Source organism: Siphonobacter sp. BAB-5405 (assembly GCF_002872335.1).
Classification (GTDB): domain Bacteria; phylum Bacteroidota; class Bacteroidia; order Cytophagales; family Spirosomataceae; genus Siphonobacter.
On sequence record NZ_NJAG01000036.1, the window covers coordinates 113891 to 137312 of the forward strand.

At 52.4% G+C, this 23422-nt stretch carries 19 protein-coding genes and 1 pseudogene; 12 read left to right on the top strand and 8 right to left on the bottom strand.

The features are described 5' to 3' along the window. Positions 1-43: 43 nt before the first annotated feature. The 5 genes from BWI97_RS19905 to BWI97_RS19925 form a co-directional block, all read right to left on the bottom strand. A complete protein-coding gene (locus BWI97_RS19905) occupies positions 44-649 on the bottom strand; it encodes a MarR family winged helix-turn-helix transcriptional regulator (protein WP_102202483.1) in 606 nt (201 codons plus the stop codon). Further along, positions 650-916, bottom strand: coding sequence for a hypothetical protein (locus tag BWI97_RS19910; RefSeq protein WP_094808602.1), 267 nt, complete (start codon positions 914-916; stop codon positions 650-652). 78 nt (positions 917-994) lie between these two features. Beyond that, positions 995-1762: a hypothetical protein gene (locus tag BWI97_RS19915; RefSeq protein WP_102202484.1), complete on the bottom strand. Its 768-nt coding sequence runs from the start codon at positions 1760-1762 to the stop codon at positions 995-997. A 41-nt stretch (positions 1763-1803) separates the two neighbouring features. Further along, entirely contained in the window at positions 1804-2067 is a 264-nt protein-coding gene (locus tag BWI97_RS19920) for a DUF2024 family protein (protein WP_094808600.1), read from the bottom strand. A 22-nt stretch (positions 2068-2089) separates the two neighbouring features. After that, complete coding sequence (locus tag BWI97_RS19925; protein WP_102202485.1) at positions 2090-2677, bottom strand: protoglobin domain-containing protein; 588 nt, start codon at positions 2675-2677, stop codon at positions 2090-2092. 461 nt (positions 2678-3138) lie between these two features. Here BWI97_RS19925 and BWI97_RS19930 point away from each other — a divergent pair, with 461 nt between their 5' ends. Next, positions 3139-3609: a cupin domain-containing protein gene (locus BWI97_RS19930; protein WP_233207919.1), complete on the top strand. Its 471-nt coding sequence runs from the start codon at positions 3139-3141 to the stop codon at positions 3607-3609. A 49-nt stretch (positions 3610-3658) separates the two neighbouring features. After that, complete coding sequence (locus BWI97_RS19935) at positions 3659-4540, top strand: dihydrodipicolinate synthase family protein (protein ID WP_102202486.1); 882 nt, start codon at positions 3659-3661, stop codon at positions 4538-4540. An 886-nt stretch (positions 4541-5426) separates the two neighbouring features. On the opposite strand, the gene BWI97_RS19940 is transcribed toward BWI97_RS19935, so the two are convergent. Then, positions 5427-6485: a PLP-dependent aminotransferase family protein gene (locus tag BWI97_RS19940; RefSeq protein WP_102202487.1), complete on the bottom strand. Its 1059-nt coding sequence runs from the start codon at positions 6483-6485 to the stop codon at positions 5427-5429. After that, positions 6394-6870 (bottom strand): GntR family transcriptional regulator, encoded by a 477-nt coding sequence (locus tag BWI97_RS19945; protein WP_102202488.1) that lies wholly within the window; start codon positions 6868-6870, stop codon positions 6394-6396. The genes BWI97_RS19940 and BWI97_RS19945 overlap by 92 nt, the downstream gene beginning before the upstream one ends. A gap of 353 nt (positions 6871-7223) precedes the next feature. Between BWI97_RS19945 and BWI97_RS19950 the strand changes: the two genes are divergently transcribed. Further along, positions 7224-7943, top strand: coding sequence for a YggS family pyridoxal phosphate-dependent enzyme (locus BWI97_RS19950; protein WP_102202489.1), 720 nt, complete (start codon positions 7224-7226; stop codon positions 7941-7943). A gap of 178 nt (positions 7944-8121) precedes the next feature. After that, entirely contained in the window at positions 8122-9030 is a 909-nt protein-coding gene (locus BWI97_RS19955; RefSeq protein ID WP_102202490.1) for a hydrogen peroxide-inducible genes activator, read from the top strand. Positions 9031-9082: 52 nt separating this feature from the next. Here the strand turns inward: BWI97_RS19955 and BWI97_RS19960 are convergent, their stop codons facing one another. Beyond that, a complete protein-coding gene (locus tag BWI97_RS19960) occupies positions 9083-10561 on the bottom strand; it encodes a catalase (RefSeq protein ID WP_102202491.1) in 1479 nt (492 codons plus the stop codon). Positions 10562-10827: 266 nt separating this feature from the next. On the opposite strand from BWI97_RS19960, the gene BWI97_RS19965 reads away from it, so the two are divergent. The 8 genes and pseudogenes from BWI97_RS19965 (at position 10828) to BWI97_RS20000 (ending at position 23390) form a co-directional block, all read left to right on the top strand. After that, positions 10828-11439, top strand: a complete 612-nt coding sequence (locus BWI97_RS19965; RefSeq protein ID WP_102202492.1) for an RNA polymerase sigma factor — start codon at positions 10828-10830, stop codon at positions 11437-11439. Positions 11440-11522: 83 nt separating this feature from the next. Next, a complete protein-coding gene (locus tag BWI97_RS19970; protein ID WP_102202493.1) occupies positions 11523-12545 on the top strand; it encodes a FecR family protein in 1023 nt (340 codons plus the stop codon). A gap of 123 nt (positions 12546-12668) precedes the next feature. Continuing rightward, positions 12669-16061 (top strand): TonB-dependent receptor, encoded by a 3393-nt coding sequence (locus BWI97_RS19975; RefSeq protein ID WP_158242805.1) that lies wholly within the window; start codon positions 12669-12671, stop codon positions 16059-16061. A gap of 20 nt (positions 16062-16081) precedes the next feature. Then, complete coding sequence (locus BWI97_RS19980) at positions 16082-17554, top strand: RagB/SusD family nutrient uptake outer membrane protein (protein WP_102202495.1); 1473 nt, start codon at positions 16082-16084, stop codon at positions 17552-17554. A gap of 83 nt (positions 17555-17637) precedes the next feature. Next, positions 17638-20343, top strand: a complete 2706-nt coding sequence (locus BWI97_RS19985; RefSeq protein WP_102202496.1) for a c-type cytochrome — start codon at positions 17638-17640, stop codon at positions 20341-20343. Between the two features lie 7 nt (positions 20344-20350). Then, positions 20351-21099: pseudogene (locus BWI97_RS19990) on the top strand (DUF1080 domain-containing protein). Between the two features lie 3 nt (positions 21100-21102). After that, positions 21103-22164: an aldose 1-epimerase family protein gene (locus BWI97_RS19995; RefSeq protein WP_102202497.1), complete on the top strand. Its 1062-nt coding sequence runs from the start codon at positions 21103-21105 to the stop codon at positions 22162-22164. Positions 22165-22178: 14 nt separating this feature from the next. After that, positions 22179-23390, top strand: a complete 1212-nt coding sequence (locus BWI97_RS20000; RefSeq protein ID WP_369826616.1) for a class I mannose-6-phosphate isomerase — start codon at positions 22179-22181, stop codon at positions 23388-23390. The last annotated feature ends 32 nt before the right edge of the window (positions 23391-23422 follow it).

Below are 23422 nucleotides of genomic sequence, written 5' to 3' on the forward strand. Positions count from 1 at the left end.
AATGGAGCGAAAGGACGGATTAAATCGACTACAACAGAAACGATTAAAGTACCTGCTCGTGCTCGGGGCAGTCCAGCCGTAACAATCCGGCTTCCAGGGGAATTTGTAGTAATCCGCAGTAATGAATCTGCCCATCAAACCGGTAATGACGGCAGGTTTTGCACATGCGTTGAACCTGGATTAAGCCGCGTTGGGTGAGTTCAAAAATGAGCTTGAATAGACTTTCGTAGAGTACCGTTTTCTGCTCTTCTGGGAAGGACTTCACCACCCCTTGTAAAACGTTGGCAAACGAACTGGTCTGATCGACCATTTGCTTTCCGGCGGGCGTCAGTTCCAGATGGTGACTGCGACTGTCCAGCGGGTCCGTGATACGATCGACCAGAGCCTTCTGCACCAATACTTTTACGGCATCGCTAATGGTGGGCTTGGTCAGGTTAAATTCCTTCGCCAGATACCCAACTTTGCACTGCGTAGGTTCGTGGAAGGCCAGGAAAAGCAGTACTTGAATCTGAATAGGACTGAGTCCCGTATCCCGACTTTGTTGCCAGAGCAACACCCGAAATACTTCCCCCACCCGTTCCAGCCCCGCTACAATCTTGGCGTCTACGGAGCTGTTTTGTTGTTCTAAATTGAATATGGAATCCGTCATTCAAAAATCGCAGGTTTCGCAGTACAGCTCATAACCCCAATACGCAGGGGCGAACCTTCCTCCGGCACTGACCAGCTGGGATACCGCAATCTGCTCACCCGAAGAAAGAAGGGCAACCGGACCATCTCCCGGATCGGTAAGCGTTACAAAAAGTGCATCAAGCGTAATCAGTTCGTGAAGTTCGCTAAAATACTGGACTTTCACGTACTGACGCTGTTGAATGAGGTCCTCCAGGTAGGACGCGAAGGGAAGGCAGGTAGTTTCCATCGTATGTTAATAAGGGATAATTGAATGCCTTTTTTGTGGTACGGGATGGGGCTTTGTAAAACCATCCCGTACCAACCGTTACTTCTTCGTTACCGTATAGGGCAGAGATAACTTACCCGACAACACGCCATACACGGCGTACACGCCCAGCAGGGGTTTATCTTCTGCTTCATGATGCGATGCGGTATCGCCGTGGGTTGGGTGATACATTTGCAGATAGCACGTTACCGCGTCAAAACGGAAATCCGTGCGGTTATGAATCCGATACGCCGGGATGGCCACTCGAATTGTGGGTCCGGAAGTGACTACGTTGTAGCCCGGCGAATCAAAATAAATGGGAACACCCGGGGCCGTTTTGGGCAGTACGACGGTCTTGTCATCCTTACGAAAGGCTTTTACGCTCAGTCCGCCGGGTACGCGTTTATCTTCCTGTAATATCACCCAGTGCGGGTGCCAAACGAGGCCGTCGTTATCAAAATTACCGTCGTTGTTTTCGTCCCACAGTGGCGTATCATCCATGTCGGGGTGTGATGTCAGGGCCAGGGCTACGATGCCCTCGGTGGGCGAAAAGCCGACGTCCTCTGGCTTAAGCGTAGTCGGAAATACATAGGCAAGCACGGGGGCATTGGCCATACTGCCCGATGGTTTCGGCACGGTACGCCCGGCCTGCCCGCTTACTTTCATCGACATAACCACCAGATCCAGATCGGATTGATAGACGGCCTGCGTCGAAGTAACTTTAAAATCGGCATTGTTGTAGGCGGCTCCGGGCTGCGTAGTCTGGGCCAGAGCAAGTCCCGAAGAAACAACAAGCGTAGTGAATGTGAGGACAAGGGAACGATTCATGATTAGTCGTGTCAAAAGGATGATGGAATCAAAGGGGAATGTTAGTAACAACCCTGCATTTCAATGATGTGAAAACCCTGGTTGGTGATGCTGGTCTGTACTTCTTCCGTAGCCTGTTCAATGTGGCAGAACTGACATTCCTTCGCGGTTAAAGGTTGTCCGGCCTGGCCTTTGGTTGCCAGGTAGGTTTGTCCGTACTGGTGGATGGTATCCGTACAGGTTACGTTGGAGGGCACCAGAATGTCGAAGTGCATAAGCGTACCATCGGTGCGGGTAACGTAGGTATCAAAAACAGAAACTTGCATGGCTTTGAAAGGAATAAAGTGATTAAAATTCGTTGGTGTGAACGTAAGGATAGCTCCAGAGTACGGCGGTGAGGGTGACGGCTTTGAACCAGGCCGCGTGCATACCGGCTACAGTTTCGGCGTCGTGTCCCTTGGCTGCCAGAAACTCCTTAATGGTCAAGGTCAGGGGAACGATAAAGGCCAGGATGTACCGCAGGTGAATAATCGGTTCGGCCCTGGCCTCGTCGGTGCGGTTCTTCTTGGCCGTATGATGACGCAGGGCAATTTCCTGCTGATAGGCCAGCCAGGCAGTGTCGTAGGGACGCGTGCAGGTGTCAATGATCCACTGACCAAACCGCTTCCGCACTGCCGACAGGTAATGGGCGTCGGGCTGGCCCTGTAAACTAAAATAGTGCAGGAGGTGCGGGTGGCTCCCCACGTATCCGTACCAGACGTCCAGTATTGCTTCTGTTTGATCGCCCAGTACATCACCCGCCAGTTGCAGAAAACGCTCGTCTTCCGGGCTAAACAAAACCGTTTGTTTGAGTAAGTCCAGTTCCTCTAGCGAGAGGGGAGTAGTTTGGGATACGTCGCCGTACGTGTATCCAGGAATGGCATGTGATTCGCTCATCGTTGCTTGCTTGGTAAAAGGTTCGTGACAAATGTAGTTAGGAATCCTAACTATTATACTTTTGACGATTTTTCTTTTATCAATGGACCCATTAATAAAATCAATCGTGTTTACTGAAGTATTCGTGTCACGTTCTGATTGAGTTATAGTATCCCGCTTATGTATAGAAGAACATAGGTTCAGTTTAGCAGCGAGCAGACGGGTGGGGTCAGCTAGAGTTATGTAAGGATCAGATAAGAGGGATGGTCTTATAAGGGATCCCTCAACACTGGTTCATATCTACGCCTCAATACTTGGATTGATTTACTGATCAGCCTGAAGAACGTACCAGCCTCAATAATCAATATTTAATCTGGACCAGTAGTATTTGTGGAAACTGGATGATTCGTAGGGGCCAAACTACCTGCACTTTTGTCACGTCAATCACCGAAACGATGACTGTTAACGAATCAAGAAGGCCTATGGAAACTGCATCACCCAAAGACGAAAAATTCACGTCTAACGATTTTCACAAAACCTACGCACGTCCCGTGTTTCGGCGTCCCGAAAAACTGATTCACCGGAACGTCGAGCAGGCCGGTGCCCATGATCAGTTCTCTTCCGAGCGGAAGCATCCGGTTTTCTTCGTCGATCTGCCCACGCAGAATGTCAGCATGACCATCGGTGGATTATTGCCCGATCAGCTTACCAACCGCCACCGGCACACCTACGAGACGGTGCTATATGTACTGGAAGGACAGGGCTGGACGGAAGTGGAAGGCGAACGCGTGGAATGGAAGGCGGGCGACGCCGTCTACATTCCTTCCTGGGCCTGGCATCGGCACCAGAACACGAGTGCTACCGAACCAGCCCGGTATCTGGCCTGTGAAAACGCTCCCCAACTGCAAAATCTAGGCGTGGCTCTACGCGAAGAAGAAGGTCGTGACCTTTAAACCCACCCGGCCGGGGCGTTCGATCCCGGCCTTACCTGACTGACTACCTATGACGAATGTACCCTTTCACGGCGTTATCGCCTATCCAATTACTCCCTTCGACACCGCTGGAAAGGTCGATCTGGGCTTATTTAAATCACTGGTGGAACGACTGGTGGTGAATGGCTCTCACGGCATCGCTCCGCTGGGAAGCACGGGTGTGTTACCCTATTTGACGGACGAAGAAAAAGAAGCCCTGACGGAAGCAACCATCCAGCAGGTCGGCGGACGGGTTCCGGTCCTGGTGGGCGTTTCGAACCTGACGACCGAACGGACTGTGTACCACGCCAAATTTGCCGAAAAGGCCGGAGCAACGGCCGTTATGATTATTCCCATGAGCTACTGGCGGCTGACCGACGACGAAATTGTGGCCCATTACGACACCGTAGCCCAGTCTCTTTCCATTCCTATTATGGCTTACAACAATCCGGCTACGGGAGGGGTGGATATGTCGCCCGCTCTGTTGAAACGACTGCTTCGGATTCCAAACGTGACCATGATCAAGGAAAGCACCGGGGATGTGCAGCGGATGCATTATCTGCGTCGGCATCTGGGCGAAGAGGTCGCTTTTTTCAACGGCTCTAATCCGCTGGCTTTGTCAGCCCTGGCGGCGGGTGCCCGGGGCTGGTGTACGGCGGCTCCTAACCTCATACCAAAGCTGAACCTTCAACTTTTCGACTCCTTCCAGCAAGGGCAATGGACACAGGCTCAACAGGCTTTTTATCAGCAGTTTGATCTGCTTCAGTTTATCGTACAAAAGGGACTGCCGCGGGCCATTCAGGCCGGGCTGGAATTGCAGGGCGTGAGCGGTGGCGAACTACGGGCTCCCCTCGCTAAACTGACCATCGAGGAAAAAGCCCAACTTAATTCCATTCTGGCGGCATGTTTCTAAGACCGCAGCGGCAGGGTTAACCTGACGCTGCGTTTTATATAGAATAATAGGAGGTTTGTTTTATAGAGTATGAGGTCGATTGTACCAGGGCTGTTTTTTATCCTGCTACGAAGGCTGGTCAGCAGCCTTTGCCCATTTCTTGGAAGAACATCTGCTAGTTTTACTCTTATGGGGTTTCGTTATTCACCTAGACTGGATTCGTCCAGCAGGCAGGGCTGTTCGGTAGCCTATCAGCCACTCCACGCCTAACGATAGCCTGCTTAGGGCCACCGCATTGCAGCTATCGTAGGTCGTTCCGCGGCTGACAGGCGGGAGAGGTTTTCTTCTTCTGAAAGTTGATCAATATTTGACTAATTGTCAGAAGTTGATGGTTGTTGAATTTCAATCAAAACTCTTCATGGACGGCATAAACCCAATCCCCGTCCTATCGCGATAAGCCGCCTTTTTTATCCGCAATGCGGTGGCCTTGAGCAGGATGAAAAGAGCGGCATTCGCGATACGGACTGAAAAATCAGCCGCATCTACGGGGCGAAAAACAGCCTTAGTACAATCGACCTCTTACTCTACTGGTACAATCGACATCATACTCTATAAAATAAACCACCATTTTACCGTAAAGCCATATAAATCATATTTAACGTCACCGGCAATCTGGAACCGATTGTACGACTTTCCGGGGCTTCCTTTCTGGTTCCTCTCATGCTCTATACGGAATGGATGCTATTCGTACGGCTACCGTTTTATAAGCTGGTAACTGTACTTATCGGATATGATCCGCTGAAAGCCTTAGTGCGGAAGCTTTTTTCGAGGAAAGCCGCTTGCCACTTTCGGACGATGGGTTGCCTCTGTAATGCGATGCACACTGGCCCGGCTAAATCCTAATCGCTTAAAGCGTTTTTTGCAACACCTGTAGTACCTGTTCCATTTCCGGACTGGTCAGGGAAGCAAAACCGATGCGGAGGGCATTCAGGCCCGCACCCTCGTACGAAAAGGCATCCGTATCGATAACGCTGACGCCCTGCTGTTGTAACTGTTTGGTCAGTTCAGGAATATTTCGGCTCTGATTGAAACGAATCCAGTAAGCGAGGCCCCCTTCCGGTACGCGATAGGTAACAGCATCGGCCAGATACTGCTGCAAAAACTGGTGGGTTTGAGCGTGCCTTTGGCGGTACACATTCAGGGCCCGGCGGGCGTGTTTCTGAATTTCTCCCGCCTGCATCAACTCCGCCACCGCCTGTTCCAGCACATTGTCTCCCTGTCGGTCGATAATGGAACGAAGGGTGGCAGCCGCCTGAATAAAAGCCGGTGGACCCGTTACAAAACCAATGCGAACCGCCGGAGCAATGAGCTTACTCAGGGAACTAATGTAAAGGATAGGTCCGCCATGGGCAAAACTTGCCAATGGCAAAGGAACCTTGGTGCCGTAATGGAATTCATGGTCGTAATCATCCTCGATGATCGTGAAACCGTACTGATGCGACAACTCCAGCAGGGCCATACGCCGATCCGCTTTGAGGGTAACGGTGGTGGGAAACTGGTGCTGGGGTGTCGTCAGCAGGGCTTTGACGGAAGTACGCCGACAAACGCTTTCTACGGCTTCGATCTGAATCCCTTCGTCGTCCACCGGAATCGGGATCAGCTGTGCCCCCGCCTGCCGCAAAACCTGCCAGGCCGGAGCATAACCGGGGTTTTCAATCAGTACCACATCGCCCGGCTGAATCAGAGACAAAGCGGTTAAGTACAGGGCCATCTGGCTTCCCCGGGTAATGAGAATTTCGTCGGCCTGCACCGGAATGCCCCGGTACTGCGAAAGCATGTGAGCGATGTTTTCCCGAAGCAGCTCATTGCCCAGCTCACTGCTGTACCCCATCAATCGCCAGCGGCTTTTGGTTGAAAATACGCCGATAAGCCCTCGACAACTCATCCAGCGGAGCCAGTCGAACATCCGGAATGCCGTCGGATACTGCGATTACGGGAAGTTTGGGGGAGACGGTGGTCGCCGCTACCGAAGAACGGCTGGCCGCAGCTTTCCGGGTAACCCGACCCTGATCCGCCCGTTTTTGCGGGAGTTGCGGGGAAACGTACGTACCGCTTTTATGCCGACTTTCCAGCCAGCCTTCGGCCAAGAGCTGTTCGTAGGCTTCCACAACGGTTTTGCGATTGACCTGAAGTTGCTCCGCCAGACTACGACTGCCCGGCAAAGCCGTGTTGGGGAGTAGTCGGCCTTTCTGAATTTCCTGCCTGAGGTAATCCGCAATTTGTAGGTAAATGGCTTTTGAGTCTTCCCAATTCAGGGATAAACCAAGTGTCCATGGTCTTAACTGGCCCATGTGTATTTGTTAAAACTGGAGGAGATAGCTAGGCCAAATATAGGCAACCTTTGCTTGCGAATCCATCCAGTACTAATTCATTCTCAAGCATTGTGAAAAGGCAAAGCGAAATGAAGCTTTTGATTAATCTGTTCATGCTTCTTATGAAAACCTGATCGATACCAGCAAGTAGACCCGCAGCGTGTTAATGATGGAGTGGCGGCTCCAATCCTCTTTTCGAAGCTGTGGGGTACTACTTGCTTTTTTTAACATCAGCTAACCTTACACTACGGATAAGAGGTGTGTAGGAAAGCCAAAACTACAAGCCCGGCACTTGTACTCAGAAAAATCAAAACCTCATTTTCAATCCACGTATGCATACGCCCGTTTCCACAAATCTGCAAAGGGTTCATCAGCGAATCCAGAAAGCCTGTCAGGAATCGGGCCGGCCTGTCGCTGAAGTTCGTCTCTTGCTGGCTACCAAAACAGTACCCGCCGATCAGATTCGAGCGGCGATTGCAGCCGGTGAAACACTTATCGGTGAAAACAAAGTCCAGGAATTACGGGACAAACAGGCAGAGTTAGAGCATCTCCCCGTCGAGCGGCATTTCATCGGTCATTTACAAACCAATAAAATCAAAGAGGTGCTTAAGTACGTCTCCTGCATTCAGTCATTGGATCGGGTGGCCGTTGCTCAGCAACTCGACCAGCAGCTGCAAAAACTGGGTAAATCGCTGGAGGTGTACATTCAGGTCAATACTTCCTACGAAACCAGCAAATACGGACTAAACCCCGCGGAGATTCTGAACTTTATCAAAGCGATCCGACCCCTCGATACGCTCCGGGTCAAAGGTTTAATGACCATTGGACTGCTGGATGTTGAAAAGGAAAAGATGCGTCCCTCCCTGTCCTTACTTCGCCACACCAGAGATCAACTCCTGGCGGAAGGACTGGATGGTATCTCGTCCCTGGAACTTTCCATGGGTATGAGCCAGGATCTGGAATTAGCCATTGCCGAAGGCTCCAACCTGGTACGTATCGGTACGGCTGTGTTTGGGAATCGTTTTCTGGGTAAGGAAATCTGGAAGGAGTGAGAGGGGCATGGCATCTGTTCAACGAACAGTGGTAGCGTACCGCTTGCTTTTGAAATCTCCCCAATCTGTCATCTCCCCGGTGTAGTGCGTTTCTCCAGCTTATTTACGACTCCTCCGTTGCCACCGATTCATTCATTTTTCGGCGTAATACCCGTTCATCCTCAAGTCGTTTATTCCCATGACAATCGTTCAGCTCGAATACCTGGTGGCCGTAGATACCTACCGGAGTTTCAATAAAGCCGCTACCCATTGTTTTGTAACGCAGCCGACGCTCAGCCTTCAGCTGCAAAAGCTGGAAGACGTACTGGGCGTGAAGCTTTTTGAAAGAAATCCCGTGGTTCCCACCAAAATTGGTACGGAAATCATCGAAAAAGCTCGTTTGCTGCTGGACGATTACTATCGGATCAGAGAAGTGGCTCAGCAGGAACAACGGGCCTTAGCTGGCGAGTTGCACATCGGTGTCATCACGACGCTGGCTCCGTACCTGATTCCTGGCCTGATGAGCCGGTTTCGCAATAAACATCCAGGAGTTAAACTCGTGATTTGGGAAGAAACCACAGCCCAGATTATTCATAAAGTCAAACAGGGCGTAATTGACTGCGGGATTGTCTCCACGCCGCTTAACGAAAGCCAGTTGCTGGAACATCCGCTATTTACGGAAAAATTAGTGGCGTACGTGGACACTACCAGTCCATTGGCCCAGAAGAAAACATTGAAACCGGAAGACATTGATCCAACTGAAATCTGGGTACTTAACGAAGGCCACTGCCTGCGGGATGAAGTATTGAAGATGTGCCAGAAAAAGAGGGAACAGCCCGAGGAGCCCAACTATGCATTTCATACGGGCAGTCTGGAAACCTTACGACGACTGGTGGATGAAAACGGCGGAGCTACCATTCTTCCCGAGCTGGCTTTAACCCAGTTGAGTAAGGAACAACAACGGAAAATCCGACCCTTTAAAGCCCCGGAACCTACCCGCTCGATCGGCATCATCACCCCCAAAACGTTTGTCAAGCGACGAATGATCGAGTCACTAAAACAGGAAATAGTAGAGGTGTATGAGACGGCTATTCAAGCCAAACTTTAATCACTTGTGACAGGATTACAAAAAGCCAGTCGTAGCTACGACTGGCTTTTTTTTATAACTGAGGATGCGTAAACTGGTTAACCTCCTCCATCGTCAGCCCCAGAGCCTGAGCTACGCCCGTACCGTAAGCCGGGTCGGCCTGATAACAATTGCGGATGTGACGTACCTGAATGAATCGCTGGGCTTTACCCACGGCGGCGGCCGTATTGCTGAAAAGTACCCGTTTCTGGGCTTCAGTCATCTTTCTGAACAGATTGCCGGGTTGGGAGAAGTAATCCGTATCGTCTTCTCGAAACTCGTATGCATCCGCGTCGCCGTTCAGTTTCAGGGGTGGTTCCTTGAATGCGGGTTGCTCCTGCCACTGACCAAAGCTGTTGGGTTGATACGCGATCGTTGACCCGTAATTGCCGTCGGTACGCATGGCTCCGTCGCGGTGGAAGGCGTGGAACGGACACTTCGGGGCATTCACTGGAATATGGGCATGATTCACGCCCAGACGGTACCGTTGAGCATCGCCGTACGAGAACAATCGCCCCTGCAACATCTTATCGGGCGAATAGCCAATGCCAGGAACAATGTTGGCCGGATTAAAAGCGGCCTGTTCCACTTCCGCGAAGTAATTAGCAGGATTCCGGTTCAATTCAAACGCACCGACGGGAATCAGCGGATAATCGGCATGCGGCCAGACTTTGGTGAGATCGAAGGGATGAATGGCGTACGTGTGGGCCTCGGCTTCCGGCATGATCTGTACCAGGAACTGCCATTTGGGGTAGTTCCCCTGCTCGATGTTGTCGTACAGGTCGCGTTGGTGCGATTCCCGGTCCTGACCAATGAGTTCAGCCGCCTGTTCGTTCGTCAGGTTTTCAATGCCCTGCTGACTTCTGAAATGAAACTTCACCCAGAAACGCTCATTTTGATGGTTGATGAAGCTGTAGGTGTGACTGCCGAAGCCGTGCATGTGCCGGTACGTGCGGGGAATACCCCGATCACTCATCACAATCGTAACCTGATGCAGGGCCTCGGGCAACAGGGTCCAGAAATCCCAGTTACTGTCGGCATTGTGCATATTCGTTCGTGGGTCACGCTTGACCACGTGATTCAGGTCGGCAAACTTCATCGGGTCGCGGAAAAAGAAAACGGGCGTATTGTTTCCGACCAGATCCCAGTTTCCCTGGTGCGTATAAAATTTCAGGGCAAAACCCCGAATATCGCGTTCGGCATCGGCGGCTCCCCGTTCGCCAGCTACGGTCGAAAAGCGAATGAATAGCTCAGTTTTCTTCCCAATTTCGGAAAAGAGATCGGCTTTGGTATAGGCCGTAATGTCGTGTGTGACGGTAAACGTGCCGTACGCTCCCGAGCCTTTGGCGTGCATGCGACGCTCGGGAATAACTTCACGGTCGAAGTGAGCCATTTTTTCCAGAAACCAAAAGTCCTGTAGCAAGAGTGGACCTCGCGGCCCCGCTGTTAGTACATTTTGATTGTCCGGAACGGGCGTCCCCGTAGCCGTGGTTAATTTGTTCTGGTTTTCCATGGTAAAACAAGGGGTTAAACTGGTTTGCCGAACAAAAGTGACCACGCCCGATGGTTAAGAAAAATTGATAGTTTTAATCGAAAAATTGATTTTGTCAATGCTGGGAAGAAACGCCTAACACCCCTTTGAACGGGTGAGGACTAAAGGAGAGGAGAACATCTTTTTCCGAAAATCAGGAAAATTTAGTACCGGATATAAATTGCACTTTATGGTGTTTTTTTGTTAATTATAGTAACTTGCCGCGAAATCATAACCCTGTTTAAGCCTTGATTTCCCAGCACCCCCACTCCTTAGAGGCCCAACACGTATGGCTACAGCTTTGCCAGGGGGATTCGGCTGCCTTAAATCAGGTAGCGGAGTGGTATTATGCGGCTCTAATGAATTACGGGTTAAAGCTGGAACGTGATCGGGAACTCGTCAAAGATTTACTACAGGAGCTTTTCCTGGAACTCTGGACCCGACGCGAGTCATTGCCGAAACCCGAGGATATTAAAGCCTACCTGTTTGCCATCCTGCGAAACAAAATCTATCGATCTTACCGGCAGCAATCGGGGTATTCGCACGAAGCGTATCCGGAATCCTTGGGCAGTGAGGAGCTGGGGGTAGAATCGCTGCTCATCCATCAGGAAACCCAGGAAGAATACCACCTGCGTCTGACCAAAGCTCTGGAATCGCTGTCTCCCCGGCAGCGGGAAATTATTTTTCTACACTATTACGAAGGTCTCTCGCACGATCAGATTGCGGAGATCATGCAACTCAACCACCAGAGCGTCTATAATCTGCTGTCCCGTTCGCTCAAGGAACTCCGCAATGCCTGGGTCGTGGGAGGTGTCCTTTGGGTAACGAATGCGTTGAGTTTTCCTTTCCCCGAAAATTAATTCAAAAAATTTTCATCGTTTTTGGTTAGGTTCTGCGGCTACCGCACACTCTACTATTGAAACGTGCACTGTTTTATTTTTTCATGAAAAAATACCAGAATTTTGAAGCCCGTGATTTTATTCAGGACGAATCCTTTCGTCACTGGGTACGTGATCCGGCCGGATCACAGGCTTTGTTCTGGCAGGAGTACCTTACGATGCATCCGGAACAGGAGGACGTAATTCGTCAGGCCCGCCTGTTTCTGGAGGAGATTTACGCCCATTACGCCGAACCCGTTCCGCAGGCGGAGGTACAGCTGGAACTGGAAAAGCTGAGGGAACGCGTGGCGGTACAACCCGTACGTCGATTGCGAGTGTTTACCTGGGTCCGGTGGGCGGCGGTGCTGCTGATTCTGGCGGGACTGGGGTGGTGGAGCTGGCCGGAAAAACCCGCGACGCCCGAACCTGCTTCCCTGCATTGGGCCTTGAAAACCAATTCAGGAAAAGAACCTGTCACGGTACTGTTACCGGACGGCAGTATGGTAACGCTGGAAAAGAATAGCCGTTTATGGTATCCGGTGCAGTTTCCGAAGGACAAACGGGCAGTACAGCTCTACGGCGATGCTTTCTTTGATATTACTAAAAACCCGAATCATCCATTCGTCGTGTACACGTCTGAATTGAGTACAAAAGTGCTAGGTACGAGTTTCTGGATTTACGCCCGGCCCCAAACCCAGAAAACGGTGGTTCAGGTACGCAGTGGCCGGGTCGGGGTACGGGTACGAACGAGTACCGCTGTGCCGACGATTCTGAATCCGCAGGAACAGCTTACGTACGACAAACGGCTGGACCGTCTGGACAAAATCACGCTGGTTAAAAAACGAGCCGTGTTCCGGGAACAGACGTTTGACAACGCTCCGGTGCCCCGGGTACTGGCAGAACTGCAACGTCAGTTTGGGGTCAAAATCAATTACAATGCCGAACAGCTTCGCAACTGTTCCATTAATACCTCTTTTAAAGAAGAAAATCTTCAGGAACGTTTAAGTGCCATTTGTCAGGCCATCGGGGCCACTTACCAGGTGAAAGGGGGACAGGTATTTATTCAGAGCGACGGCTGTACACCGTAGTGCGGGTTAAAACCTTCGATAGACCTCGAACCCAGCTTCAGTTCATTTTTCGTCTCCAGTACATCCCTTGCCGGGATGCAGGGAAGTATTGTGTCTACTCTAAACCGTAAAACAGTACCTATTATGAAAAAATGGCTTACTTCTACCTGTCTTGTTTTGTGGGTATTCGCCAGCTATTGCGGAGCGTACGCGAATGACTCGGCCGATCAGGAAGTGCTGCAACGCAGGATTTCACTGAATCTCGTGAATCAGGACGTAAAAGTAGTACTGCAACAGCTGAGCAAACTGGCCGAAGTACGGTTTACCTACCAATCCTCTTTGTTCGGCTCCACTCCAAAAGTTTCCGTACAGGCTCAAAACCTGCCTTTGTCCAAAGTACTTGACCAGTTGCTTCGCCCGCTACAGGTGGAGTATAAGGTGGAAGCTCAGCAAATTATTCTGATCCGGCAGTCGCCTTCGGCTCCCCGTACGGCCGTGGACACGGAAGTTTCCGGAACGGTAACGGATGAAAAAGGCGAACCCCTGCCCGGCGTAAATATTCTGGTCAAAGGCACCCAGCGGGGTGTCGCTACGGACGTGAAGGGACAGTATCGCCTCCGTGTCCCGGATGAAAACGCCGTATTGGTTTTTTCCTTCGTCGGCTTTACCCCGCAGGAAATTACGGTGGGTAGTCGTACCAGTCTGAATGTCGTGCTGAAAGCCGATGCCAGTGCTCTCAATGAAGTGGTGGTCGTGGGTTACGGTACCCAGCGGGCTCAGGATGTAACGGGTTCCGTGGCGTCTATTTCCATGAAAAACGTCAAGGAAATGCCCGTCGCGGGCCTGGATCAATCCCTGTCCGGACAAATCGCCGGGGTGCAGATCAGCTCTTCCAACGGGGTGCCGGGGGGTGGACCACAGATTCAGGTACGCGGGATCGGAGCCGTTGGAGGGGGCAGTCAGCCGCTGTACGTGGTCGATGGGTTTCCCCTTTCCACGACCTCCAATCAAACGTCCAATCCCATCAATGACATTCCCCCGCAGGATATTGAATCCATCACGGTGCTGAAAGATGCCTCGGCTACGGCCATCTACGGTTCCCGGGGAGCCAATGGCGTTATTTTAATTACGACCAAACGGGGAAAGACCGGAAAAACCAACGTACAAGTGGGCGTATACACGGGCTTGCAGCAAATCCCCGATAAAGGAAAGCCGGATTTGATGAACGCTCAGGAATTCGCTCAGTTTCGCAAGGAAGCCATTTCGGATCGGATTCGGGCGGAACAAAACCGGGAAGCTACCGATGCCGATATTCCGGAGCAGTACCGTAATCCAGAGCGGCTGGGCAAAGGTACCAACTGGTTTGAAGCCATGACCCGCGTAGCACCGATGACGGACGTGAACCTGAGTTTGAGTGGCGGCAATGAAAACCTGAATACCTACGTATCGGCTGGCTTTTTTCAACAGGACGGTGTCGTGACGGGGACGAGCTTTCAGCGGTTTTCCCTGCGAGCCAACATTGACGGTCGGCTGAGCGATAAACTGCGGGTCGGGGTGAATCTGGCTCCCACCTTTACCCGTCGGCAACGCGGTATTTTCGGTGGTGCCGGGCGGGGGGAACAGGGCTTCGGCGAAGGCTTGGTAGCCAGTCCCTTACCACCCGTGTACCTGTCGGATGGTTCTTACAATCCCATGATTCAGAGTGATGGAACGTTTAATTATCCAAACCCGGTGATGGTGCTCAACGAAGTGGATGATCGCTCGAACAGTACGCGGGTGCTCATCAACGCCTACGCCGAGTATGAACCCGTGAAAAATCTGAAGTTCAAAACGACGTTCAATACGGATTGGCAGGACGGACGGGCCGAGTACTTCCACCCCTCCACGATTGGGTACCTCAACCAGAACCCGCCCACCATTCCTACGGCCCGCTATAACCGGAATTCGTACCAGAACTGGCTTAACGAAAATACGCTGACGTATCAGACTACCTTCAACGAAGTCCACTCCCTGACGGCCCTGCTGGGTTTCACCATTCAGCAGCAGACCAATAAAGGAGCCTCGTTTACCGGTGAAAATTTCCCCGATGATGATGTAAAAACCTTTAACGCCGCGGCTCGCATTACGGGCAGTACGGGTCAGGAAGACTGGTCGTTACTTTCCTATCTCGCCCGCCTGAACTACGCCTACCGCGACAAGTACCTGCTGACGGCCACCCTCCGGCGAGACGGCTCCTCCCGCTTTGGGCAGGATAACCGCTGGGGTATTTTCCCTTCGGCGGCTCTGGGCTGGCGAATTTCGCAGGAGGAATTTTTAAAACCCGTCAACTGGATTAGTGACCTGAAACTGCGGGCTTCTTACGGCGTTTCGGGAAATTTCGAAATCGGTAATTACACCTACCTGAGCCAGATGATTTCCAATAACTACGTGTTGGGCGGAACGCTGGTGGGTGGTCGTCAAATGGAAACGCTGGGAAATCCCCGACTGGGCTGGGAACGGATGCATGAGCTGAACGTCGGCTTCGATTTCGGCTTGCTGAGTGATCGTTTTTACATCACGGCGGATTTTTACCGCCGCAATACGGAAGACCTGTTATTGAATGTAGAGATTCCGCAGTCCTCGGGGTTTGGCTCGGTAATGGAAAACCGGGGCAACGTACAGAACAAGGGCGTCGAGCTGGCTATTACGTCCCGAAACATTTCGCGGGGTTCTTTGGGCTGGACGACGAATTTCAACATTGCCTTCAACCGTAATAAAGTACTCGCTCTGGGTCGTAGCGACCGTCCGATTCTGTCCGGCGTAAGTGGTGAGGGCAATCCGACCAACATCACCATGCTGGGCCGACCGCTGGGACTTTTCTATGGCTACGTATTTGATGGCCTGTACCAGAGTCAGGAAGAAATCAACGCGGGACCAGCCTTTCCCGGTGCCGTACCCGGCAACATGCGGGTAAAAGATGTCAACGGTGATGGCGTCATTACGCCGGTGGATGATTTCGATGTTATTGGCAATCCCTATCCCAAGTTTACCTGGGGTCTGACCAATACGCTCAATTACCGAAACTTTGATCTACGCGTCCTCGTCACCGGTTCCGTGGGCGGGCAACGGCTGCATACGGCCTATGAATACCTGCACAACATTGATGGCGTCTTTAACGTCACCCGCGACATTAAAGACCGCTGGCGATCGCCCGAACAGCCCGGCAATGGTCGTATTCCGACGACCAATGGCTCAGGACGGGGCCGGGTGATGTTCCGGGATGTCAGCTCGTTGTGGGTGGAAGACAATGATTACGCCTGGATAAAAAATATCACCCTGGGTTATAACCTGAGCAAAGGCATCGGGAAAGTCATTCGCAGTGCCCGCTTTTACGTATCGGCCCAGAACGCCATCCTGATTACCAATTATACGGGCAACCCCGAAGTGCAGAACTATGGTAATTCGGGGACTAAATCTGGCACCCTGGTACCCGGCGTAGACTACTCCAGCTATCCCGTTCCCCGCATTTTCACCGTAGGTACGAATCTTAGTTTTTAACGATCTGACGCTCTAAACCGATGAAAACATACCTTTTGTTCGCAGCCCTGTTGTTGAGCCTGACGGCCTGCCAGCAAGCACTCGATGTCAATCCGCACAGCTTTACGAGTGGTGACAAGTACTATAGCACGGAAGATCAGGTGTTAAAAGCCGTCAACGGAGCCTACGGGCAGCTCCAGGGTTTATACACGGGAGATCTGTACGCGATGGCTGAAATGCGATCGGATAACACCACGTACCAGTTCAACGAAAGTGATCGCGGGGTCCAGCAACGGGAGGAAATTGACGAGTTCCTGATCAATTCTTCCAACAATTACGTGCAGAATGTCTGGGCTGCCTTGTACAAGGGCGTCATGCAGTCCAATGTCATCCTGAGCCGGATAGATGCGGTTCCATTTAAGGACGAAAGCCTCAAGGCCCAGTACGTGGGCGAGGCTAAATTCCTGCGGGCGGTGCACTACTTTTATCTGGTACGTTTATTCGGCTCCGTTCCGCTGATTACGAAGGAAATTGCCGGACCGGAACAGGCCTTTACGGCGGAAAAAGCCAGCGTCGACAACATTTACCAGCAAATTATCAGCGACGTGCAGGATGCGGTGAACCAATTGCCGCAAACGTATACGGGCCAAAACGTCGGTCGGGCTACGAAGGGGGCCGCTCATACCTTACTGGGACACGTGTACCTGACGCGGAAAGACTATGCAAAAGCCATCGCCTCCTTCGAACAGGTCAAGGGCTATACATTGGTCAGCGATTACGCCAGCGTATTTGCGACGATAAATAAAAACCATTCCGAATCGGTCTTTGAAGTGCAGTACAACGCCGATATGGAAGGGGAAAGCAGCAACTTTATCTACTCCTTTGGACCGTATAACGCCGGTGTGCCACTCACGACTTTTCAGGGCAATCTGGGTGGTATGAACATTCCCACGCGGAATATTTTTCAGGCCTACGAAAAAGGAGACAAACGGCGGGACGCTTCGATTGGGTACTACATTGATGCCGGTAATGCCAAGTATTCGGAAGCGTTTGGCCAGGATTCGCTGCCTTACATCAAAAAATTCTTTCATCCACCCTTCAAGCTACAGGGCCGAACCGACGACAACTGGCCCGTATATCGCTATAGTCATGTGATGCTCATGCTGGCGGAGGCTCTGAACGAAACGGGACAAACGGCTGCGGCGTACCAGTACCTGAATCCCGTTCGTCAACGGGCGGGGCTGGCTCCGCTGGCGGGTCTGAGTCAGACGGCCTTTCGTGAAGCGGTGTATCACGAGCAACGGGTAGAGGTGGCTTTTGAAAACCACCGCTGGTTTGACCTCCTGCGAACCGGACGGGCACGGACGGTAATGAATGCTCACGGTGTCGAGGAGAAAAAGCGACTACCCCGCCTGAGTGCTGCTGCCTTCAATGTGCAGGATTACATGCTGCTGTATCCGATTCCCCAGCGGGAAATCCGGCTCAATGGTTTTGAGCAGAATCCGGGCTGGTAATTCATTTGATGTTACGCAGGCAAGGCCTCCTTTCCGACCTATGGAAAGGGAGGAAGACCTTGCCCTAATCTTCCGAAACCGTCATGGCTTTACCCTCTTTTTTTACCAGGCAGACGCTCGTGTATGGACTGCTTCTGTTGGGGATCCTGGGCTCGACTGCCTGGATCGTTCAGGCCCCGGAGCCTGAACATCCGAAAGTCAAAAAACTCAAACTACCCGCCGGATTTAAAGCGGAACACCTCTACAGCCCTTCGGAGCAGAAGCAGGGTTCGTGGGTGGCGATGACCTTTGATGGAAAAGGCCGACTCATTACTGCCGATCAGTACGGCTACCTCTATCGCCTGGAAATCCCGCCGCTGGGAGTACCGGATGCGAAGCCAAAGGTGGAGCCCCTGCCGATTCAATTACCGGATGCCAACGTACCCGACCCAGTCAAGACAAAAGTTCGAATGGGCTACGCTCAGGGTTTACTCTGGGCTTTTAACAGCCTGTATGTCATGGTGAACCACGAAAGTGACAAGAACTTTGACAAAGGCAGCGGCCTGTATCGGCTTCAGGATACCAATGGTGATGATCAGTTTGATAAAATTACGTTGCTGAAATCCCTGAAAGGGGAAGGTGAACACGGTCCGCATAGCCTGGTATTGGCTCCGGACAAACAGTCCATTTACGTCATTGCGGGGAATCATACCGACGTGCCCGAAATGAATAGCTACCGACTGACCCAAAATTGGCAGGAAGATAACCTCCTGCCCACGATCAAAGATCCCAGAGGGCACGCCGTAGACCGGATGGCACCGGGGGGGTGGATTGCTCACATCGATTCGCTGGGTTCGAACTGGGAACTCGTCGCGGCGGGTTTTCGGAACCCCTTCGATCTGGCCTTCAACGAAGCGGGCGAACTGTTTACCTACGATTCGGATATGGAATGGGATTTCGGACTGCCCTGGTACCGGCCCACCCGCATCTGCCACGTAACGAGTGGGGCGGAGTTTGGCTGGCGAACGGGCAATGGCAAATGGCTGCCGGCGTATCCGGATAATTTACCGCCCGTTGTGAACGTTGGACAAGGCTCGCCTACGAATCTCATCCACGGAGGTTCCGCCCGTTTCCCCGAAAAATACCGGAACGCTTTATTTGCTTTCGACTGGAGTTTCGGCATCATCTACGCCGTACAGCTCAAGCCGAAAGGAGCCAGCTACGAGGCTCAACTGGAAGAATTTATTTCCGGACCGGCTCTGCCCCTGACGGATGGACTTATTGGGCCGGATGGTGCTCTGTATTTCTTAACGGGCGGACGTCGACTCGAATCTGATCTGTACCGGGTCTCCTATCAGGGGGCTGTGGAGGAACCTAAAGCCGTAACCGCTTCGCTAACTTCTGAACAGCAGCTTCGCCGCCAGCTGGAGGCCTTTCACGAAAAGGCTCAGCCGCAGGCCGTAGACCTGGCCTGGCCCCATCTTAACCACTCGGATCGATTTGTCCGGTACGCGGCCCGTCTGGCTCTGGAGCATCAGCCCGTAGCCCAATGGCAGGAAAAAGCCTTGCAGGAATCCGATCCACAGCGTTCGCTTCAGGCTCTGCTGGCCCTGACCCGACAGGCCCCGGCCACGCTGAAAAGTCAGGTACTCGAAGCTCTGGCAAAAATCAAATTCGAGCGGCTTAATGAAGCACAGCAGGTAGACTGGCTTCGGGTGCATGAACTGGTACTGCTACGCTTGGGCACGCCAACGGCTCCGGAAAAAACTCGCTTACTGGCTACGCTAGAACCGCTGTACCCGGCCCGCAGTGCCGTACTTAACCGGGGCTTGAGCAAGCTACTGATCGCCCTGGAATCCCCGCAGGCGGCCCCCAAAACGCTGGCCCTGATGCGTCAGAAAGAAGAACCCGGCAGTCAGACCCTGGGCGGTATTGCCGCTACCAGTTCTTCCGATCTGATTTTGCGTAATCCGCAATATGGACTGGACATCGCCAAGATGCTGGAAAAAATGCCCCCCGCCCAGCAGACTTTTTATGCCGTAATGCTTAGTCGCCAGCAAACGGGCTGGACGCCGGAACTACGGTCGCAGTACTTCGAATGGTTTGCCCAGGCGTTTCAATACCAGGGTGGTCGCAGTTACATTGGTTTCATCGATAAGGCCCGGAAAATGGCCCTATCCCAAGTACCCAAAGAGCAGTTTGATCGCTACAACAAACTTTCGGGGGAAGGGCTGATCGGTCGGTCGGGGAATGAATTAGCCAGCAATTATACCTTACAGGGACCAGGTCGAAACTGGAAGACGAGCGACGCCCTGGCGGTAGTAGATAGTGGCCTGAACCGTCGCAATTTCGATCGGGGTAAAAACATCTACTCGGCCATTCTGTGCAGTCGGTGCCATACCCTGCGGGGCGAAGGCGGTGACATTGGTCCGGATTTAACTCAGCTGGGCACTCGCTTTTCCAACAAAGATATTTTAGAAGCCATCATTGACCCGGACAAAACCGTTTCCGATCAGTACGCTTCGACCATCTTTTCCCTGAAAAATGGCAAGTCGCTGGTGGGACGGCTGGTGAACGAAGATAAGACCAGCTATACCATCTCGCAGAATCCCTTCGCTCCGGAGCAGGTTCAGAAGATTCCCAAGAAGAACGTTACCTCTACTAAATATTCCTCCGTGTCGATGATGCTTCCGGGCTTGATCAATGGGCTTAATGCGGAGGAGCTCAAAGATCTGATGGCGTTTTTAAAGTCTTCCGGCAATCCACAACACGAAGTATATCAACCCAAAACGGCGGGTGGTAACGAATAATCGACCTATGATACGACACGCACGAATTACGCTCCTACTCTTCTTCGGACTTTGGATCGGTAGCTCCGAAGGCCGGGCCCAGACTACCGAATCCGGTTTTGTACCCCTGTTGAACGGATCATCGCTGGAAGGCTGGGAAGGTGATCCCACCTACTGGCGGATCGAAAACGGTACGCTGGTGGGCGAGGTAACGCCGACTACTCTTCTAAAAACCAATACTTTCCTGATCTGGCAGCAACAGCAACCGGCAGATTTTGAATTGAAGGGTACCTTTCGAATTACGAAAGATGGGAATTCGGGCATCAATTACCGCAGTGAACGCGTCCCGGAGGTACCCTACGCCCTGAAAGGCTATCAGGCAGATATCGATGGCCAAAACAAATACACGGGGCAGAATTACGAGGAACGAGGCCGCACGACGCTCGCGTACCGGGGTCAGCAAACCCGCATCCAGCCCTTTACGCAGGGAAACGTCCGCGATCTGATTAAAAACAATGCCTGGACAATGCTGACGGTTGAGAAATCGCTGGGGGAAGCGGAAGCTCTGCAAAGCCGTATCAAAACCGAGGATTGGAACGAATTTCACCTGATTGTGAAAGGGAATCGCCTGCAACATTTTATCAATGGGGTACTGATGAGTGACGTGACCGAGCTGGATACGGTACATGGCAAAAAGCGGGTTTACTAGGGGTGCAGGTACACGTAGGTCCGCCCATGAAAGTTGAATACCGGAATCTCCGTCTAAAAACCTTGTAAACCATGGCAGGAATCGATCAGCGGAGTCGGGACAAAATTTCCAATCCCGCCCAACTGGGGGGCATCGAAACGTCCGTACTCGATAACGGACCCGGACGGGGCAATCGAATCGCCTGGGTGAATACCGGAGCGGGACTGCGGTACAAAGTAGTACTGGATCGGGGAATGGACATTGCCGAGGCTTTTTATCAGCAACACAGTCTGGCCTGGCTGAGTCACGGGGGCATTACCACGCCGCAGCCCTTTTCTAACCGGGGTTTGGGCTGGCTGCGAACTTTCGGAGGCGGCCTGCTGACTACCTGTGGATTGACGCACGTAGGTGGTCCGGAAAGCGACGAATGGGGGGAACGCGGTCTGCACGATACGTTCAGCAATACACCCGCAGAACTCGAATGTATCACGCAACCCGATCCATTCACGGGTCAGCTGGTTATGAGCGTACGCGGGCGGATTCGTCAAAGTCAGGCCTTAGGTACGCGGTTGGAACTAAGCCGTACCCTTTCGTCAACGTTGGGAAAAGCCAGTCTTCGCTTGCGGGACGAAATAGTCAATCGGGGCAATACTACGGCTCCGCACATGCTGCTGTACCATATCAATCTGGGCTGGCCGCTCATCGATGAGGGTACCCGCCTCCTCTGGCGGGGTTCCTGGGAGGCGGGATCGGAGTCCTCGCAATTGTTTCGACCCGAGCATGATTTTCGTACCTGTCCCGCCCCCCTGGACGCCCACGCCGGGGCGGGGGAGGAAGTAGCCTTTATTAATCTGGAAGCGGACGAAGCAGGACAGTGTCAATGTGGCGTATATAATGAAACGTTAGGATTGGCACTTGTCATTCGCTTTTATAAACAGCAGCTTCCCTGGTTGACCAACTGGCAACATTGGGGAAAGGGCGAGTACGTGACGGGCCTTGAACCCGGAACCCACCCGCCGATGGGTCAGGCCCAGGCCCGAGCAACCCGGCAGCTGATTTGGCTCGAACCCGGTGAACGTCGTGTGTACGAACTGGAAATAGAGGTGCTGACGGATCCGCGGGCTCTGGAAACGCTTTTCATGCCATACCACTAAACCTTATTATGACAATGACATCAGCAAGCATGGCCGTCCGGGCCTTAGAGCAGGGACAAGGCATTCTACGACTGGCTCCTACCTGGGTGCCCCGCTCTTTTTGTGTACCGGGTCGGCGAATCAAACTGCATCCCGATGACTACTACGTACTCGGGGGCGAGCGGGGTGGTATCGATGAACGCTGGCTGGCTTCGACGACACCCGCTAAAAACGGACCCTTGACGGGCCAGGACGAAGGCCTCAGTCAGGTTGTGTTCGAAGCAGACGGAACCTGTCATCAGTTTCTTTTGAAGGATGCCGTAGCGGAGTTGAAGGGGGCGTTAATCGGCGATCGACTTTGGAATGCATACCAGAGCTGGCCGATGTATTCCAAGTTTTTCGACAACATGGGTCCCTTGCCGCATCACATCCACCATAACGACGAACACGCCCGGCTCATCGGGCAGCTGGGTAAACCAGAGGCGTATTACTTTCCACCACAACTAAACAACCACGGCGGAGACTTTCCCTATACGTTCTTTGGACTGACGCCGGGTACCACGCACTCGCAGGTCCGCCAATGCCTGGAAACTTTTACCAAAGGCGATAACAAAATCACCAATCTTTCGCAGGCATACCGGCTCGAACCCGGTACCGGCTGGGACGTGCCGCCCGGATTGCTGCACGCTCCCGGTAGCCTGTGTACGTACGAACCGCAAAAGGCTTCGGACGTTTTCGCCATGTACCAGTCCCTGGTCAATGAAGCGATTATTCCGGAAGAACTACTCTGGAATGGGACGCCACCCGAGCGTCGCGGGGATGTGGAACAACTCCTGGAAGTGATCGACTGGGACCTGAATCTGGACCCGCAGATGATGCAAAACCGATTCATGGCTCCTAAACCCGTACGCGATCCGGAAGCGATGCAGGGGTATCAGGAAAGCTGGGTATGTTATAAATCCGAAGCCTTCAGTGCTAAAGAATTGACCGTCCTGCCCGGCCAGACCGTAACCATTCAGGATGGGGCAGCGTACGGACTCATTCTCATGCAGGGGCACGGGAAACTGGGGGTCTGGAACATCGAAACGCCCAGTCTGATTCGCTACGGGCAGTTGACCAGTGATGAATTTTTTGTCAGCGAAAAAGCAGCTCTTGCGGGTGTTGTAATTACCAATGCTTCCGCCACGGAGCCGCTGGTGATGCTCAAACACTTCGGTCCCAACAATCCCGATCTGGTACTTGACTAGATTTTTTCACGTATCCTCTGAACCTATTTACG

Bases quoted from the DNA above. Each gene is read 5' to 3' on its own strand.
- BWI97_RS19930 (WP_233207919.1), top strand. From the start codon at position 3,139: ATGGAAACTGCATCACCCAAAGACGAAAAATTCACGTCTAACGATTTT.
- BWI97_RS19945 (WP_102202488.1), bottom strand. From the start codon at position 6,870: ATGGGCCAGTTAAGACCATGGACACTTGGTTTATCCCTGAATTGGGAA.
- BWI97_RS19910 (WP_094808602.1), bottom strand. From the start codon at position 916: ATGGAAACTACCTGCCTTCCCTTCGCGTCCTACCTGGAGGACCTCATT.
- BWI97_RS19975 (WP_158242805.1), top strand. From the start codon at position 12,669: ATGAAAAAATGGCTTACTTCTACCTGTCTTGTTTTGTGGGTATTCGCC.
- BWI97_RS19905 (WP_102202483.1), bottom strand. From the start codon at position 649: ATGACGGATTCCATATTCAATTTAGAACAACAAAACAGCTCCGTAGAC.
- BWI97_RS19940 (WP_102202487.1), bottom strand. From the start codon at position 6,485: ATGTTCGACTGGCTCCGCTGGATGAGTTGTCGAGGGCTTATCGGCGTA.
- BWI97_RS19915 (WP_102202484.1), bottom strand. From the start codon at position 1,762: ATGAATCGTTCCCTTGTCCTCACATTCACTACGCTTGTTGTTTCTTCG.
- BWI97_RS19995 (WP_102202497.1), top strand. From the start codon at position 21,103: ATGGCAGGAATCGATCAGCGGAGTCGGGACAAAATTTCCAATCCCGCC.
- BWI97_RS20000 (WP_369826616.1), top strand. From the start codon at position 22,179: ATGACATCAGCAAGCATGGCCGTCCGGGCCTTAGAGCAGGGACAAGGC.
- BWI97_RS19920 (WP_094808600.1), bottom strand. From the start codon at position 2,067: ATGCAAGTTTCTGTTTTTGATACCTACGTTACCCGCACCGATGGTACG.
- BWI97_RS19970 (WP_102202493.1), top strand. From the start codon at position 11,523: ATGAAAAAATACCAGAATTTTGAAGCCCGTGATTTTATTCAGGACGAA.
- BWI97_RS19985 (WP_102202496.1), top strand. From the start codon at position 17,638: ATGGCTTTACCCTCTTTTTTTACCAGGCAGACGCTCGTGTATGGACTG.
- BWI97_RS19950 (WP_102202489.1), top strand. From the start codon at position 7,224: ATGCATACGCCCGTTTCCACAAATCTGCAAAGGGTTCATCAGCGAATC.
- BWI97_RS19925 (WP_102202485.1), bottom strand. From the start codon at position 2,677: ATGAGCGAATCACATGCCATTCCTGGATACACGTACGGCGACGTATCC.
- BWI97_RS19955 (WP_102202490.1), top strand. From the start codon at position 8,122: ATGACAATCGTTCAGCTCGAATACCTGGTGGCCGTAGATACCTACCGG.
- BWI97_RS19935 (WP_102202486.1), top strand. From the start codon at position 3,659: ATGACGAATGTACCCTTTCACGGCGTTATCGCCTATCCAATTACTCCC.
- BWI97_RS19960 (WP_102202491.1), bottom strand. From the start codon at position 10,561: ATGGAAAACCAGAACAAATTAACCACGGCTACGGGGACGCCCGTTCCG.
- BWI97_RS19980 (WP_102202495.1), top strand. From the start codon at position 16,082: ATGAAAACATACCTTTTGTTCGCAGCCCTGTTGTTGAGCCTGACGGCC.